Here is a 14,251-nt window from a genome sequence, read left to right on the forward strand (position 1 = left end):
CCTCTCATTGCGGGTGAACGTATGTTTACGTTTGAGGCAGGAATCTCGGTTCGATTGGGCGGAACCAAGGGATTATTGTGCCGAAAAGTTGGGCGCTCAATTGCGCCGCAATTTGCCCGATGCATCCTTTCCAGGCGTTTCGCCAACAGCGTCAGTGGTCTGAGGTGCAACGCGCACGCGAGATGCACCCAGTCTCCGTGCATGGCCGACGTTCACAACCTGATTGAGCTGCTCGAATCACACCGGGAGCAGACCAGCAGAACGGCCAGGCGAGGTACCTCTAATGGAGCATTCGCATCTACGATCATACCGTTCGACCTAACGCTCCGGGGGCGAGCGAAGACCGCACACGGTTTAAAGCGCTCGCGAAGACGACAGCCGACAATACGTTGCCCGTTTCGGGTGCCGGCGATCGCGCGCAGTTGGTTGAAGCGAACCGGCTGGATTTATGGCTCCGGATTACTCCCGACGAAGGATGTTTTCACCGAAGCGTTTCCGTGATTCAGTCCGGGACGTCGGGGGCCGGATGCGAGTTCATGGCGCGGATTTGGTGTTGAGCAGGTATTGTGGCGCTGAAGTTGAGCACGCGGAGAGAATTAGGAACTGCAGTTGGGCATCGGATGATTTGGTCTTTTCAGCACTGTTGTCCGAGACCTCTTTTTATCGCCGAAGTACGACAGCTGCCATTTCTGTCTCGCCCGCGATCGAACTTCCCGCCTGCCTGCGTACCCCTCGTTCACAGCGCACGCGTTCGCGAACTCTTCGAGTAGAACTAGCTCATTCGCTGCCGAGGATGTCATGGCAGGATCGGTCCAAGCCGAACTCAAGTTTCCACCGGGCTCACGGATTCAGGTGAAGCCGGGAGCCGGTCCTCGCTTGGCTGCAAGGACGGGGACCGTGATCAGGACTGGATACTATCCGAAGAGTCTCCGCGTGATTCTGGATGGATCGAAGGGACCAATCACTCTTCATATGGACTACGTGGCCATGATCGACACGTGAAACAGGCGCCACGCTCTCGTCCGAGCACAAAGCCGCCGCGCCTAATTTAGACGATGCCCGCCGAAGTCCCGGCGACGGCGGGGCGCTCCTTCGCTCTTTGCGCCCGATAACCGGAGGCGCGATACGCCGCTATGGGCGCGATCGCTCCGCCTGTGCGCAGGCGAGCGGCGGCGAGGAGCGGCGAGACATCTGTCGTGAAGGCGCGTTTCAATTCGAGATGCGCGCCGAGCGCGTCATTCGTCTCTTGCGCAGCTTCGAGCGCCGCGCGATCGACGATCAGAGCCTGCGCATAGGCGCGCTGCAATTCGATTGCCGATTGCATCAGGCTCTCGATCGGATCCGTGACGTTATGCGACTGGTCAATCATATAAGCGGGCGCGAAGCCTTCCGCTTTGCGGCGCTCGGCGTCGATCAGCTCGTTGAAGACCAGAAACAGCCGAAACGGATCGACCGAGCCGGTATCGAGATCGTCGTCGCCATATCTTGAATCGTTGAAATGGAAGCCCGCGAGCTTCTTGAAGCGAACCAGCCGAGAGACGATTTGCTCGATATTCACGTTCGGCGCATGATGGCCGAGATCGACGAGGCAATAGGCCTTGGGCCCGAGCTCCTGCGCGGCCGCGAAGCTCGTGCCCCAGTCCGGGATCACCGTGGAATAGAAGGCCGGCTCGTAGAACTTGTGCTCGAGGAACACGCGCCAGTCGGCGGGCAGCGCCGCAACGATCTCACGCATTGCGTCGATATAGCGGTCAAGGGTCTTGGTCAGACTAGACTGGCCGGCAAAGTTCGAGCCGTCAGCGATCCAGACGGTCAACGCCTTTGAACCGAGTTTGCGGCCGATCTCGATGCATTCGATGTTGTGCGCAACGGCCTGGTCGCGCACCGCCTTGTCCGTATGCGACAACGACCCGAACTTGTAAGAGAGCGCTTGCCCGGGCTGATCCTGGAACGTGTTGGAGTTGACCGCGTCGAAGGCAAGGCCATGCGCCGCAGCTTTTTCGCGCAACGCCGCATTGTCATCGACCTTGTCCCACGGAAGATGCGGCGAAACGGCCGGCGTCGCCCGCGCCAATTGATGGATGACGGCGCAATCATCGATCTTCTCAAAGACGTTGCGCGGTTCGCCCGGGCCCGGAAAACGGGCGAAGCGCGTGCCACCGGTACCGACCCCCCAGGTCGGAATGGCAACGCCGAAGTCCGTCACCTTCCGGACCAGCGCTTCGGCATCGATCCCGCGCCGCGCCAGCGTGCGCTCAAGCGCGTGATAGTCCTCCGTCGTCGCGCCGTCGAGCCGCGCGTTGTGGTCGGCAATGAAATCGGCGCTGATCGAGAATGGCGCGCTCATCGCGTGAACGCCTGGGCATTGCCAGCATCGATGTTGAGGATGTTGCCGGTCGATTTGGCCGAAAGATCGGAAGCGAAAAAGTAGATGCCCTCGGCAATGTCCCCGGGGAAGACCGACAATTTCAACATCGAGCGTTGGCGATAGACTTCTTCGAGCTGGTCTTCCCCGACCTTGTTGGACGCCGCGCGTTGTTGGCGCCACTCGCCTTCCCAAATTTTTGAGCCGCGCAATACCGCGTCGGGATTGACCGTGTTGACGCGGATGCCGTGCGCCGCGCCCTCCAGCGCCAGGCAGCGGGCGAGATGGATCTCGGACGCCTTGGCAGCGCAATAGGCCGAAGCGCCCGCCGAAGCGGCGAGGCCATTTTTCGAGGCAACGAAGATGATAGTACCGCCGGTCTTCTGGCGCTGCAGCAGCCGGAACGCCTCGCGCGACACAAGGAAATAGCCCGTCGCGAGAATGTCCATGTTCTTCTGCCAAAGTGCAAGACTTGTGTCCTCGACCGGCGACGCCGACGCAATGCCGGCATTCGAGACGACGATGTCGACGCCGCCAAAGGCGAGCGCGGTCTCTTCGAACGAGGCGATCACCGCCGCCTCGTCGGTCACGTCAAGCTTCACGCCGACCGCCGCGTCGCGGCCATAGCGTTTCGCGATCGCCGCGACGCGCTCTTTCAACGCCTCCTCGTCGATATCGGCGACGACGACGCAGGCGCCTTCGTCGAGCAACCGCTGCGCGGTTGCCCCGCCAATGCCGCCGGCGCCACCCGTTACGTAGGCGATCCGTCCGGCCAGCGGCTTCGGCTTGGGCAAACGCTGGAGCTTGGCTTCTTCAAGCAGCCAATATTCGATGTTGAAGGCCTCTTGTTCGGCAAGGCCGACATAGGCGCTGACACCCGAGGCACCGCGCATGACGTTGATCGCGTTGACATAGAACTCGCCGGCGATGCGGGCCGTAGCCTTGTCCTTGGCGAAGGTGAACATGCCGATCCCCGGCGCAAGATACACGACCGCGTTGGGATCGCGCATAGCCGGCGAATCCGGATGTTTGCAGCGCTCGTAATAGGCGGCGTAATCGCGCCTGTAGGCGGCGAGCAGATCGTCGAGACCGGCGATCACCTCGTCGAGGTTGTCGCGGCCCGGATCGTAAGGGAGAACCAGCGGCCTGATCTTGGTGCGCAGAAAGTGATCCGGGCACGACGTGCCGAGCGGCGCCAGCTTCGTCAGCGAATTGGAGTTGACGAATTCCAGCACTTCCGGCGCGTCGGTGAAATGACCGATCTTGCGCTCGTCGGCGGAAATCTTGCCGCGGATCAGCGGCATCAGTATGGCCGCGACGTCGCAGCGCTTTTCCGGCGCGGCCGTTTCGACCTTGGTGCCCCCGAAGGAAGGCTTCTGCTCATGCGCCGCAAGCCAGTCGGCGGCCTGCTGAATGATACGCAAGGTCGTCTCGTAGCAGGCTTTCGACGTCTCGGCCCACGTAAAGAGCCCGTGGCCTCCGAGGATCACGCCGACATACTCTGGATGCCGCGAGGCCATCTCGCCGAGTTTCAAGCCGAGATCGAAGCCCGGCCGCTGCCACGGCAAGAAACCGAGCTTCCCGCCGAAAACCTCTCTGGTCAGCCGCTCAGCATCGGCCGAGGCGGCGACGGCGATCACCGCGTCCGCATGGACGTGATCGACATGGCGATGCGGCACGAAGGCGTGCAAGGGCGTATCGATCGAGGTCGCGCGCGGATTGAGATCGAAGGTGCAGTGATTGAACAAAGCGACCATCTCGTCCTCTTCGGCGAGACCCCGATAGAGACCTTTCAGGCTCTCGAGCTTGTCGAGGTACAACGTCGCGAAGCCGTCGCGCTTCATCGAGCCGAGGTCGCCGCCCGAGCCCTTGACCCAGAGGACGCGAACGTTCGCGCGGGTCAGCGGATCCCGCGCGTCGACCTTCGCCGAAGTGTTGCCGCCGCCGAAATTGGTGATGCGCAGATCGACCCCGAGCAAATTCGAGCGATACAGCAACTGGCCCGGCTCATCGAGCCCGGCGGCGACGGCGTCGTCCCATAGATTGGGCAACGGCATGCCCGCAGCCTCGCTCATTGGACGTTCTCCTGTGCTTCGTTTGAAGCCAGCTTATGTCCGACAATCGATCACGGTCAATCATGGATGCCCGTCATCGCGATGCAACATGATTGATGCAGCGCGATAATGATCGATCTTGAAAGTTTGGAGTTGACCCGTCCTCGGGAGCATGACCAATTTACGGGCAAGGGGAGGAAGATCGACGTGCACGAGCGAGAACGCTGGCAGGTCATCAAGGCGCTCTTGCGAGAGCGGTCGCTAGTGCGCATCGCCGATGCCTGCCGCGCGACGGGCGCCTCCGAAGCATCCATCCGGCGGGACTTCGCCAGTCTCGCCGGGCAGGGCGTCGCGATCAGGGTGCATGGCGGGCTTGAGACATTGTCCGACGCAACCAATGCGCAGGGCGACGTCCTCTCCCTTGCGACCCGCTCTTTCGATGTCAGCCAGACGCTCAACATCGATGCCAAGCGGGCGATCGCCAAGGCGGCCGTCGCGCTCTGCGCCGACGGCGAGACGATCATCATCAATGGCGGCACGACCACCTACCAAATGGGTGAATATCTGCGCGAGCGGCACCTGAAAGTGCTGACCAATTCTTATCCGCTCGCCGAAGTGCTGATCCACAAATCGAAATGCCGCGTCGCTCTGCCGGGCGGCGAGGTCTATCGCGAGCAGGGCATGATCGTCTCACCCTTCGAGGAGGACGCGATCCAGCATTATTCGGCTACGCGCATGTTCATGAGCGCGATCTCGATCGGGCCGCTCGGCGTCATCGAGGGCGATCCCCTGCTCGCTCGTGCCGAGTCCAAGCTGTTGAAGCGCGCCAACAAGTTGACCGTCCTCGCCGATTCCTCAAAATTCAACCAGCGCGGCAGCCTTGTCGTTTGCCCGCTGTCGCGCATCCACACGCTGATCACCGACGCCGACGCACCGGGCGCCGCGCTCGACATGTTGCGCGAACAGGGCATTCATGTCGTCGTCGCGACCGGCGCCGACGCTATCGCGGCGGCTTGAAGCGATGGCGAACGATCAAGCCCTTCGCGAAACCGCCGCGCCGCCTCGCCTTTCGGTGTACAACATCGAGAAGTCCTTTCCGGGTGTGAACGCGCTTTCGGGCGTCTCGTTCAACGTCGCAAAGGGCGAGGTCCACGCCTTGCTTGGCGAGAACGGCGCCGGCAAATCGACCTTGATCAAGATTGTCTCCGGCGTGTTCCCGCCCGACCGCGGCGAGGTGATCGTCGACGGCAAGCCAGTCAATCTCGCGCGGCCGGACGACGCCAGGCGCGCTGGCATTGCGACGATCTATCAAGAGCTGCTGCTGTTTCCTGAGCTCAGCGTCGCCGAAAACGTTTTCATGGGCCATGCGCCGCGTGCGGGGCTCGGCCGGCTCGACTGGCGCGCAATGCGCGAAAAGACGAGACATCTGCTCGCTGCACTGGAGATTCACGACCTGCACGCCGACCGCGTCGTCGGCTCGCTCAGCGTCGGCAATCGCCAGCGCGTCGAAATCCTGCGCGCTCTGTCGCAAGATGCCCGCATCTTGATCATGGACGAGCCGACCGCGGCCCTGACCGAATACGACGTCACCCGGCTCTTCGATATTGTGCGCAAGCTGAAGGCGCGCGGCGTCGCGGTGATCTATATCAGCCACCGGCTCGACGAGATTTTCGCGATCGCCGATCGTGTCACCGTGCTGCGTGACGGGGCGCATATCGCCACCAAGCGCGTCGCTGACACGGCGGCAGCCGAACTCGTGCAATTGATGGTTGGCCGCAAGATCGAAAGCCTGTTTCCGAAGATCACGCTTCCGATCGGCGGACCGGTGCTGGAGGTCAAAGATCTCGAGCGGCGGCCGCTCACCAAAAGGATCAGCCTTACCGTGCGCGCCGGCGAAATCGTCGGCCTTGCCGGCCTTGTTGGCTCGGGCCGAAGCGAGCTGGCGCAGACGATCTTCGGTGTGACGCCTGCCGAAGGTGGCGAAATCAAAATCCGCGGCCAGGCAGTCTACATCCGTTCCCCCGCGCAGGCCCGCACGCTCGGCATCGCTTATGTGCCGGAAGACCGCGGCACGCAGGGGCTGGTGAGGCCGATGACGGTGCGCGAGAACTTCAGCCTCGCCGCGCTAGGCAAGGTCGCATTCGGCGGCTTTATCGATCGCGCCGCTGAGCGCAAGCTGGCCAGCGACGGCGTCAAGTGCTTTGCGGTCAAGACGAGCTCGCTCGAGCAGATTGCGGGCAAGCTCTCTGGCGGTAATCAGCAGAAGATCGTGCTCGGAAAATGGCTCGCCAATAAGCCGAAGCTGCTAATTCTTGACGAGCCTACACGCGGCATCGATGTCGGGGCTAAAGCGGAGATCCATCGCCTGATGGGCGAGCTCGCGGCACAGGGGCTCGCGATCCTGATGATTTCGAGCGAGTTGCCCGAAGTGCTCGGGATGAGCGACCGCGTGCTCGTCATGCGTGAAGGTCGTATCGTCGCGGAGTTCTTGCGCGAAGACGCAACGCAGGAAACGGTCGGCGCGGCGATGATGGGCAGCCACGAGAGCGCGGAGAAAGTGGCATGACCGCGACGACATTAATCCACGCCGAAGCCAGCCCACGGCGGCTACTCAAGGCGCTGGCCTCGCAGGAGGCCTTGCTGGCCATCGCAGTGATCGGCCTCGCGATCATCGTCGGCCTTTACAATCCGCGCTTTCTGGCGATGCGCAATCTTTCGGACGTTCTGCTCGGCAACGCCTATATCGCGGTCGCCGCGGTCGGTATGTCGATGGTGATCATCTCCGGCAACATCGACATTTCCGTCGGCTCGCTGATCGGCGTCCTGGCGACCGTCAGCGGCACTTTGGCGGTGGAAGGCGCGCCGATCATCATCACCTGGCTGGCGCCGCTCGTCGTCGGCATCCTCGTGATGGCCTTTCAGGGCGCCATCATCGCGTATCTGCGCATTCCAGCCATCGTCGTGACGCTCGGCATGCTCTCCATCCTCAAAGGCGGGTTGATCGGCGTCACTGGCGGCAAGTGGATCACCGATCTGCCCGACAGCTTCCATCTCGCCAACATCGAGCTTTTCGACGCCGTGCCGATGCCGGTGTTTCTCATGATCGTCGCGACGATCCTAGCCGCCTGGTGGATGCGCTATTCGGCGCCGGGCCGTGCGATCTACGCAGTAGGCGGCAACGCGGAGGCGGCGCGTCTCTGTGGTATCTCGCCGCCGCGGGCCACGGTGATGGTTTTCGCGCTGCACGGCTTCTTCGCCGGCGTCGCGGCCCTGCTCTATGCGACGCAACTCCGCGTCATACAATCGACCGTGCCGCCGAATCTCGAATTGACGATCATCACTGCGTCGGTCGTCGGCGGCGTCAGCATTCTCGGCGGCGTCGGCACTGTGATCGGCTCTACTCTCGCCGCGATTCTGATCGCCGAGATCGCCAGCGCGCTGGTGTTCACCGACGTCTCGCCGTACTGGATCCGCGCAGTGCAGGGCGTGCTCATTCTTATAACCGTCATCGCCGATATCTTGCGGCGCCGGCGCATGGCCAGAGCATGAGCGCGATGAGCGAAATCCCCCTTCCCCAGATCGCGAAGCGCGTCGCCCCCTGGTGGCTCCTGCGACACGAGACCATGCTGGCGCTGATCCTCTTCGTCGCGCTGATCATTCTCGGCGCCCTGAACAATCGCTTTCTGACGCTCGACAATCTGCTCAATCAGGGCCGGCTGACGACCGAAGTCGGGCTCATCGCCCTGCCTATGACCTTCATCATCATCACCGGCGGCATCGATCTTTCGGTCGGCTCGATCGTCGGGCTCTGCGCTATCTTGCTTGGCTATTCATGGAAGACCTTCGGTTTTCCATTGCCCCTGGCAATCGCCTTCACGCTCGTCGTCGGCGCTACCGCCGGCTTCTTCAACGGCCTTGGTATCACCAGGCTCAGAGTGCCGCCGTTGATCATGACAATCGCGACGCTCGCGCTCTATCGCGGCCTTGCCGAGGGCATAAGCCAGGCTCGCTCGGTGCGCGGGTATCCGGAATGGTTCTATTTCATCGGCCAGTCTGATCTCTTCGGCGTGCCGGCGCAGCTCTGGCTGCTGTTGATCGCGATCGTCGTCGCCGGGATTGCGCTCGACCGCACGACTTTCGGCCGCACACTCTATGCGATCGGCAACAATGAAACTGCCGCTCGCTTTTCCGGCTTGCCGGTCGATCGCGCCAAGCTAATCATCTACACTTTGTCCGGCTTGATGGCGGGACTCTCAGCCGTCGTCCTCGTCTCGCGCGTGACGACGACGCGCTCCGACATGGGTATTGGCTATGAGCTCGACGTGATCGCGACGGTGGTGCTCGGAGGCACCAGCATATTCGGTGGCGTCGGCACGATCTGGGGCACCGTCGTCGGCCTCGCAATGATCCAGCTTCTGAAAAATGGGCTCGCGCTGACCGGCGTCAAGGGCGATGCTACGATTGTCGTGATCGGCACGGTGCTGATCCTGTCGACGCTTGTTGCGAGCTTGCTCCAGCGACGCCGCGGCGTCTGACGTTCTGTTTCTTAAGGCCGCACAAGGCGGCTGCAACGTGGGAGGAAGAGCATGAAACTCGGATTAGCCATAGCGCTGATGAGCGCGACGCTGCTGGCCGGGACGGCCTATGCGGCGGAGAAGAGATGGGACGGCGCGGACGATCTACCGGTCAATCCGCTTGCCTGTTCGGCTGGCGAGGCCAGCGCCGCGCCTGCGGCCAAACCTTACGATGGTGGCCAACCCACCAATGCGCCCGACAAGGCCGGCAAGCCGATCTCGCTGGTCGACGTGCCGAAGCTGATCGGCATCGGCTATTTCAATGCGACCACGAAAGGCATGCAGGACGCCGCCAAGGCGCTCGGCAACGTCGCAGCGAAGACCGACGGCCCGACCGAAGCCAAGATCGACGAGCAGATCAAGTTCATCGACAATTACATCACCAGCGGCGTCGACGGCATTCTCTTCGCAGCCAACGATCCGGTAGCGATCGCGCCGGTTCTGAAGAAAGCACTCTCGAAGGGTATTCATGTCGTCGGCTATGACGCCAACTCGACACCGAATGCGCGCGAATGGTTCGTCAACCAGGCCGAGTTCAACGGCATCGCCAAGGCGATGATCGACTCGATGGCCAACGAGGCCGGCGAGGACAAGAGCTTCGCGATCGTCACCTCGACCTTCACGACTCCAAATCAGGCGCGCTGGATCGCCGAAATGTGGGCCTACGCGCAGAAGTGCCATCCCAAGCTGAAATGGCTCGAGACGGTCGAAGCGCAGGAGGACAACAATCTCTCCTTCAACCAGGCGACGACACTGATCAACAAATATGGCGACAAGCTCTCCGGTCTTTTCGGCATGACCTCGGTCGCGACGCCCGCTTCGGCGGAAGCCGTGACCAAAGCTAAGCTATGCGGCAAGGTCGCGGTGGTCGGCCTCGCCACGCCCAACGCGATGAAGCCCTATGTCAACGCCGACTGCGTCAAGTCCGTCGTGCTGTGGAACCCGGTCGATCTTGGCTATGCGGCAACCTACGTGATGCGCGCTGTGGTCGACGGCAAGCTGAAACCCGGCGCGACCTCGGTCGAAGCCGGCAAGCTCGGCAAGCTGAACGTCGTCAACGGCAGCGAAATTCTGCTTGGGGCGCCCTTCATCTTCACGAAACAGAACATCAAGGATTTCGACTTCTGATTTGGGCTCGTCGCCCGGCCGTCGAACGCGGCCGGGCGACACACTCTTGGCCTTCGTTGTCATTGCCGCGACAAGCCGGCTATAACGCGATGGCGACGTTGCTTGCCGAGATGTTCCATGTGCCTTGAGCTTCACGATGAGCCAGACGGTCGCAGTTTTTGACATCGGCAAGACCAACGTAAAGCTTGCGTTGTTCGACGAGGGCCGGCTTCTCTGGGAAAAGTCGGCGCCCAACCGCGTCCTGCCGGGCCCGCCCTATCCGAATGAAGATGTTGAGAGCGCTTGGAACTTCTTCCTCGACGCGCTTCGTGAGGTCGCACTCACGCATCAGATCAGCGCGATCGTTCCGACCGCGCATGGCGCAGCCGGCGCTTTGATCGGCGAGAGCAAGCTCGCCGCTCCCGTCATGGACTACGAATTCGCGGGCGTAGAAGTGATCGAATCCGATTATGCTAGGCTGAGGCCGCCCTTTTCGGAGAGCCTGTCGCCGAAAGTACCGGCCGGCCTCAATCTCGGCCGGCAGCTCGCCTATCAGAAGTGGCGCCGTCCGGATCTTTTCGCCAAAGCAAGGTATTTCGTTGGCTATCCGCAATATTGGGCTTGGCGCCTGACCGGCGTCGCGGCCTCGGAAGTCACCTCGCTCGGCGCCCATACGGATCTCTGGGCGCCGCGGCAGGGACAGGTCTCGAGCCTCGTCAAAGCTCTTGGCGTCCACCACTTGCTGCCGCCGCTGCGCCGCGCCTTCGACCCGCTCGGTCCGATTCAGCCGGACATCGCTGCCCTAACCGGGCTCGCGCCTGAAACGCAAGTCTTTTGCGGTATCCACGATTCCAACGCTTCACTTCTGCCCTACCTCATCGCGCGCCAGGCGCCGTTCACCGTGTTGTCGACCGGCACCTGGGTGATCCTGATGTGTGTGGGCCTTTCGCTTGATCAGCTCGATCCTCGCGACGACACGCTCGCCAACGTCGACGCGCTCGGCCGTCCCATCGCCTGCGGGCGTTTCATGGGAGGACGCGAATTCGCCGTCATCGCGGGCGGCGGCGGCAATCCGGATCTCGACGCGGTTGAGCGCGTCATTGGCTCCGGCGCGATGGCACTGCCCTGCTTCTCCGGCCAGGGCGGACCTTATGCGGCGACCAAGGGCATAATTCGCGGCGAGGTTGCGGCGCACGATCAGACCGCACTGGCGACGCTGTATTGCGCCCTGGTTGGCGATCTCATGCTGACGCGCATGGGAGCGACCAGCGGCGATCTGATCATCGAAGGGACCTTCGCCGGCAATCTCGCCTTCTGTCAGACGCTCGGGGCATTGCGGCCGAAGCAGCGCGTCTTTGCGGCGGAGGACGTGGCGGGCACGGCGCGCGGCGCCGCAATGCTGGCGCACTGGCCGCCAAGCTATCCCATTGCGGCGCCGGCGCCCGTCCCTGCAGCTTCGATCGCGGGCCTCGATGCGTATCGCGATGCCTGGACCGCGGCCATCAACTCGATCGCTCGCCGAGCTACGAATGCTTGATTTCGCGAACCGTCGCCTTCCGGCGGGAGCTGCGACGGGCAATAATTCTCACGGAAGCCGTAAGCCAATCCAAATCGCGAATTCGCGCGCACCGAGGAGGCGCGCTCTTCAGCGCGGCACGACGGCCGTCGCTTCGATCTCGAGGCGCGCGGAGGGCTCGACAAGGCGCACGACCTGCACGAGCGCCATGCTCGGGTAGTGGGTGCCGATGACCTCGCGATAGACTTTGCCGAGCGCCTTGAGATTGGACGCGTATTCGTCCATGTCCACGACATACCAGGTCAGGCGCACGAGATGTTGGGGCTCTGCGCCGCCCTCGGCCAGGATCGCGACAATGTTTTCGAGTGCCAGCCGGACCTGCGCGACAAACCCGTCGGCAAATCGGCACGCAACGTCCCAACCGACGACACCACCCGTCACGACAAGGCGTCCCTCGGCCATCATACCGTTAGAATAGCCTTTCGGCTGCGGCCAGCCGCCGGGCTGAAGCACCTGCAAACCGCTGGTCGCGCCGGCTTCCGGCTTTCTCATCGTCCTCATGCGGAATTCTCAATTCTCTCAGCGCGGCTTTAAGAGGTCGCGCGCGACAATCAGTTTCTGGACCTCGGTCGCGCCCTCGTAGATGCGTAGCGCGCGGATTTCGCGATAGAGGCTTTCGACGATCTCGCCCTTGCGCACACCGCGACCGCCGAACATCTGGACGGCGCGGTCGATGACGCGCTGCGCGGTCTCGGTTGCGGTCAGCTTTGCCATTGCAGCTTCGCGCGTCGTCGGAAGCTTCCGGACATCGCGGCGCCAGGCCGCGCGGTAGGTCAGGAGCGCGGCAGCGTCGGTGTCGGTCGCCATGTCGCCGAGCGCGGCCTGGGTCAGTTGCAGATCTCCCAGTGTCGCACCGAACATGTGCCGGCTGCGCGCGTGCGATAGCGCCTCCTCGAGTGCCCGCCGGGCGAAGCCCAGGGCAGCGGCCGCGACCGATGCGCGGAAAATATCCAGCGTCTGCATCGCGAGCTTGAACCCGCTGCCCGGCGTGCCAAGGCGGCGGCTCGCCGGGATCCGGCAATTGATAAAGCGCAACGTGGCCAACGGATGCGGCGCGATGACGTCGATGCGCTCGGCGATGCCGAAGCCAGGATCATCGGGAAAGACGACAAAGGCCGAGATGCCGCGGGCGCCCGGCGCCTCGCCGGTTCGCGCAAACAGCGTGTAGACGTCGGCAATGCCGCCGTTGGAGATCCAGGTCTTCTCGCCGTCGATGACATAGTCGTTGCCGTCGGCGCGCGCGGTGCAGGACATCGCCGCGACGTCCGACCCCGCCTCCTTCTCGGACAGCGCGAAGGCCGCAAGCCATTCGCCGGAGCGGACCTTTGGCAGTACTGCCTTGCGCAGCTCCGCAGCACCGCCGAGCGCAATCGCTCCTGAACCGAGCCCCTGCATGGCGAAGGCGAAATCGGCGAGGCCATCGGCATAGGCAAGCGACTCGCGCGACAGGCAGATCGAGCGAGAATCGATCGTCGCCGCATCGCCATCGGGAGCCGCGACCGCGCAATCGAGCAGCCCGGCCTCACCCATCGCGCGCACGAGCCTGCGGCAGGCGCCATCGATGTCGCTGTGATCGATCTTGTCGAGGGCCCCCGACTGCACGAAGCGGTCGAGTACATCGCCAATCGCATGATGACGCGGCTCGAAAAACGGCCAGTCAAGCCATTCGCGCCGGATCACCTTTGCCACGGAGCTCATCTGATCCCTCCTCCGCTCACTGAGCAGCCGGCCGGGCCGCCGCCGATACAGACTATGCGCGTGATCCCCTAGCTTTCGCGGGGTCACGCCATGTGGTGAACCTTCACCTCAATTAGTTTAAGCCTAAAATATTTTGTCGGTGCATGCCTTGTCAAGGTGGGTTCTGCAAAGAGCTCGGGCGACGGGTTCGGCTCCGCAGTGTCGACCTTGAGATACAGTGCCAATTGGATACAGAGCAGCGCCGGTTCCGAGACGCCCGGGCTAAGCCTTGAATTTACTTTTGGCACGAACTATCTTGCTAGCGACCCATGAGAGCTGCGCCAGCTTTCAACAAGCCACGAAGCCCGGGAGATTCGATTGGCATTCGCGAAAGAGCCGACGCCTGTTTCAGCCAGGAATGGGGTGGATCAGGAGGCCGAGTACAGGGCTCAAACGCGAGTTTGGCTCCGGCTGCTCGCCTGTACGACCCTGATCGAAGGCGAGCTGCGGCGCCGGTTTCGCGATGAGTTCGATTTCACGATGCCCCGCTTCGATGTTCTGGCTCAGCTCGACCGCGAGCCGAGCGGGCTTGTGCTGGGAGAGCTGCCCAAGCGTCTGATGGTCTCGGCCGGGAACCTCACGCCGATCGTGGACCGCCTGGTCGCGGATGGATACATCACCCGCACGCCGTCGAACCTCGACCGCCGCGTGCAGATTGTCTGCATGACGGTCGAAGGCCGCAAGACCTTCAGGCGAATGGCTAAGAGCCACGGCGCGTGGCTCGCTGAGCTGCTGGCGGATTTCCCCGCGGACCGGTTCGACGGCTTGATCGGCGAGCTCGACGAGCTCAAGGGCGCTGTGAGGGACGCTCTGCAAAAACCTTGAGCGGGCGCAACTG

11 protein-coding genes are annotated in these 14,251 nt (G+C 62.8%); 7 read left to right on the forward strand and 4 right to left on the reverse strand.

What is annotated here, in order from left to right:
* Positions 1 to 1,048: 1,048 nt before the first annotated feature.
* Together rhaI and ABID59_RS30035 are read right to left on the reverse strand one after the other, a co-directional pair.
* The gene (gene rhaI / locus ABID59_RS30030) at positions 1,049 to 2,347 is read right to left on the reverse strand and encodes an L-rhamnose catabolism isomerase (protein WP_354085754.1); all 1,299 of its coding nucleotides are present in this window, start codon (positions 2,345 to 2,347) and stop codon (positions 1,049 to 1,051) included.
* Positions 2,344 to 4,440, reverse strand: coding sequence for a bifunctional rhamnulose-1-phosphate aldolase/short-chain dehydrogenase (locus tag ABID59_RS30035; protein ID WP_354085755.1), 2,097 nt, complete (start codon positions 4,438 to 4,440; stop codon positions 2,344 to 2,346). Before ABID59_RS30035 ends, rhaI begins: the two co-directional genes overlap by 4 nt.
* 186 nt (positions 4,441 to 4,626) lie before the next feature.
* On the opposite strand from ABID59_RS30035, the gene ABID59_RS30040 reads away from it, so the two are divergent.
* The 6 genes from ABID59_RS30040 to ABID59_RS30065 all read left to right on the forward strand — a co-directional run bounded on the left by ABID59_RS30040 (position 4,627) and on the right by ABID59_RS30065 (position 11,637).
* Positions 4,627 to 5,436 (forward strand): DeoR/GlpR family DNA-binding transcription regulator, encoded by an 810-nt coding sequence (locus ABID59_RS30040; protein ID WP_148749193.1) that lies wholly within the window; start codon positions 4,627 to 4,629, stop codon positions 5,434 to 5,436.
* A gap of 4 nt (positions 5,437 to 5,440) precedes the next feature.
* Positions 5,441 to 6,985 (forward strand): sugar ABC transporter ATP-binding protein, encoded by a 1,545-nt coding sequence (locus ABID59_RS30045; RefSeq protein ID WP_354085756.1) that lies wholly within the window; start codon positions 5,441 to 5,443, stop codon positions 6,983 to 6,985.
* Positions 6,982 to 7,968: an ABC transporter permease gene (locus ABID59_RS30050; RefSeq protein WP_354085757.1), complete on the forward strand. Its 987-nt coding sequence runs from the start codon at positions 6,982 to 6,984 to the stop codon at positions 7,966 to 7,968. The genes ABID59_RS30045 and ABID59_RS30050 overlap by 4 nt, the downstream gene beginning before the upstream one ends.
* Entirely contained in the window at positions 7,965 to 8,954 is a 990-nt protein-coding gene (locus tag ABID59_RS30055; RefSeq protein ID WP_354085758.1) for an ABC transporter permease, read from the forward strand. The genes ABID59_RS30050 and ABID59_RS30055 overlap by 4 nt, the downstream gene beginning before the upstream one ends.
* Positions 8,955 to 9,005: 51 nt before the next feature.
* On the forward strand, positions 9,006 to 10,121 hold the full coding sequence (locus ABID59_RS30060) for an autoinducer 2 ABC transporter substrate-binding protein (RefSeq protein WP_148749197.1): 1,116 nt from the start codon (positions 9,006 to 9,008) through the stop codon (positions 10,119 to 10,121).
* 136 nt (positions 10,122 to 10,257) lie between these two features.
* On the forward strand, positions 10,258 to 11,637 hold the full coding sequence (locus ABID59_RS30065) for an FGGY-family carbohydrate kinase (RefSeq protein WP_354085759.1): 1,380 nt from the start codon (positions 10,258 to 10,260) through the stop codon (positions 11,635 to 11,637).
* 108 nt (positions 11,638 to 11,745) lie between these two features.
* Here the strand turns inward: ABID59_RS30065 and ABID59_RS30070 are convergent, their stop codons facing one another.
* Positions 11,746 to 12,177 carry a RidA family protein gene (locus ABID59_RS30070; RefSeq protein ID WP_354085760.1) on the reverse strand — a complete coding sequence of 144 codons (432 nt, stop codon included), beginning with the start codon at positions 12,175 to 12,177 and terminating at the stop codon, positions 11,746 to 11,748.
* 18 nt (positions 12,178 to 12,195) lie between these two features.
* On the reverse strand, positions 12,196 to 13,374 hold the full coding sequence (locus ABID59_RS30075; RefSeq protein WP_354085761.1) for an acyl-CoA dehydrogenase family protein: 1,179 nt from the start codon (positions 13,372 to 13,374) through the stop codon (positions 12,196 to 12,198).
* A gap of 357 nt (positions 13,375 to 13,731) precedes the next feature.
* On the opposite strand from ABID59_RS30075, the gene ABID59_RS30080 reads away from it, so the two are divergent.
* A complete protein-coding gene (locus tag ABID59_RS30080) occupies positions 13,732 to 14,238 on the forward strand; it encodes a MarR family winged helix-turn-helix transcriptional regulator (RefSeq protein ID WP_354085762.1) in 507 nt (168 codons plus the stop codon).
* Positions 14,239 to 14,251: the final 13 nt, after the last annotated feature.

The sequence above is a fragment of the Bradyrhizobium sp. S3.3.6 genome (genome assembly GCF_040546905.1).
Taxonomy (GTDB): Bacteria; Pseudomonadota; Alphaproteobacteria; order Rhizobiales; family Xanthobacteraceae; genus Bradyrhizobium; species Bradyrhizobium cytisi.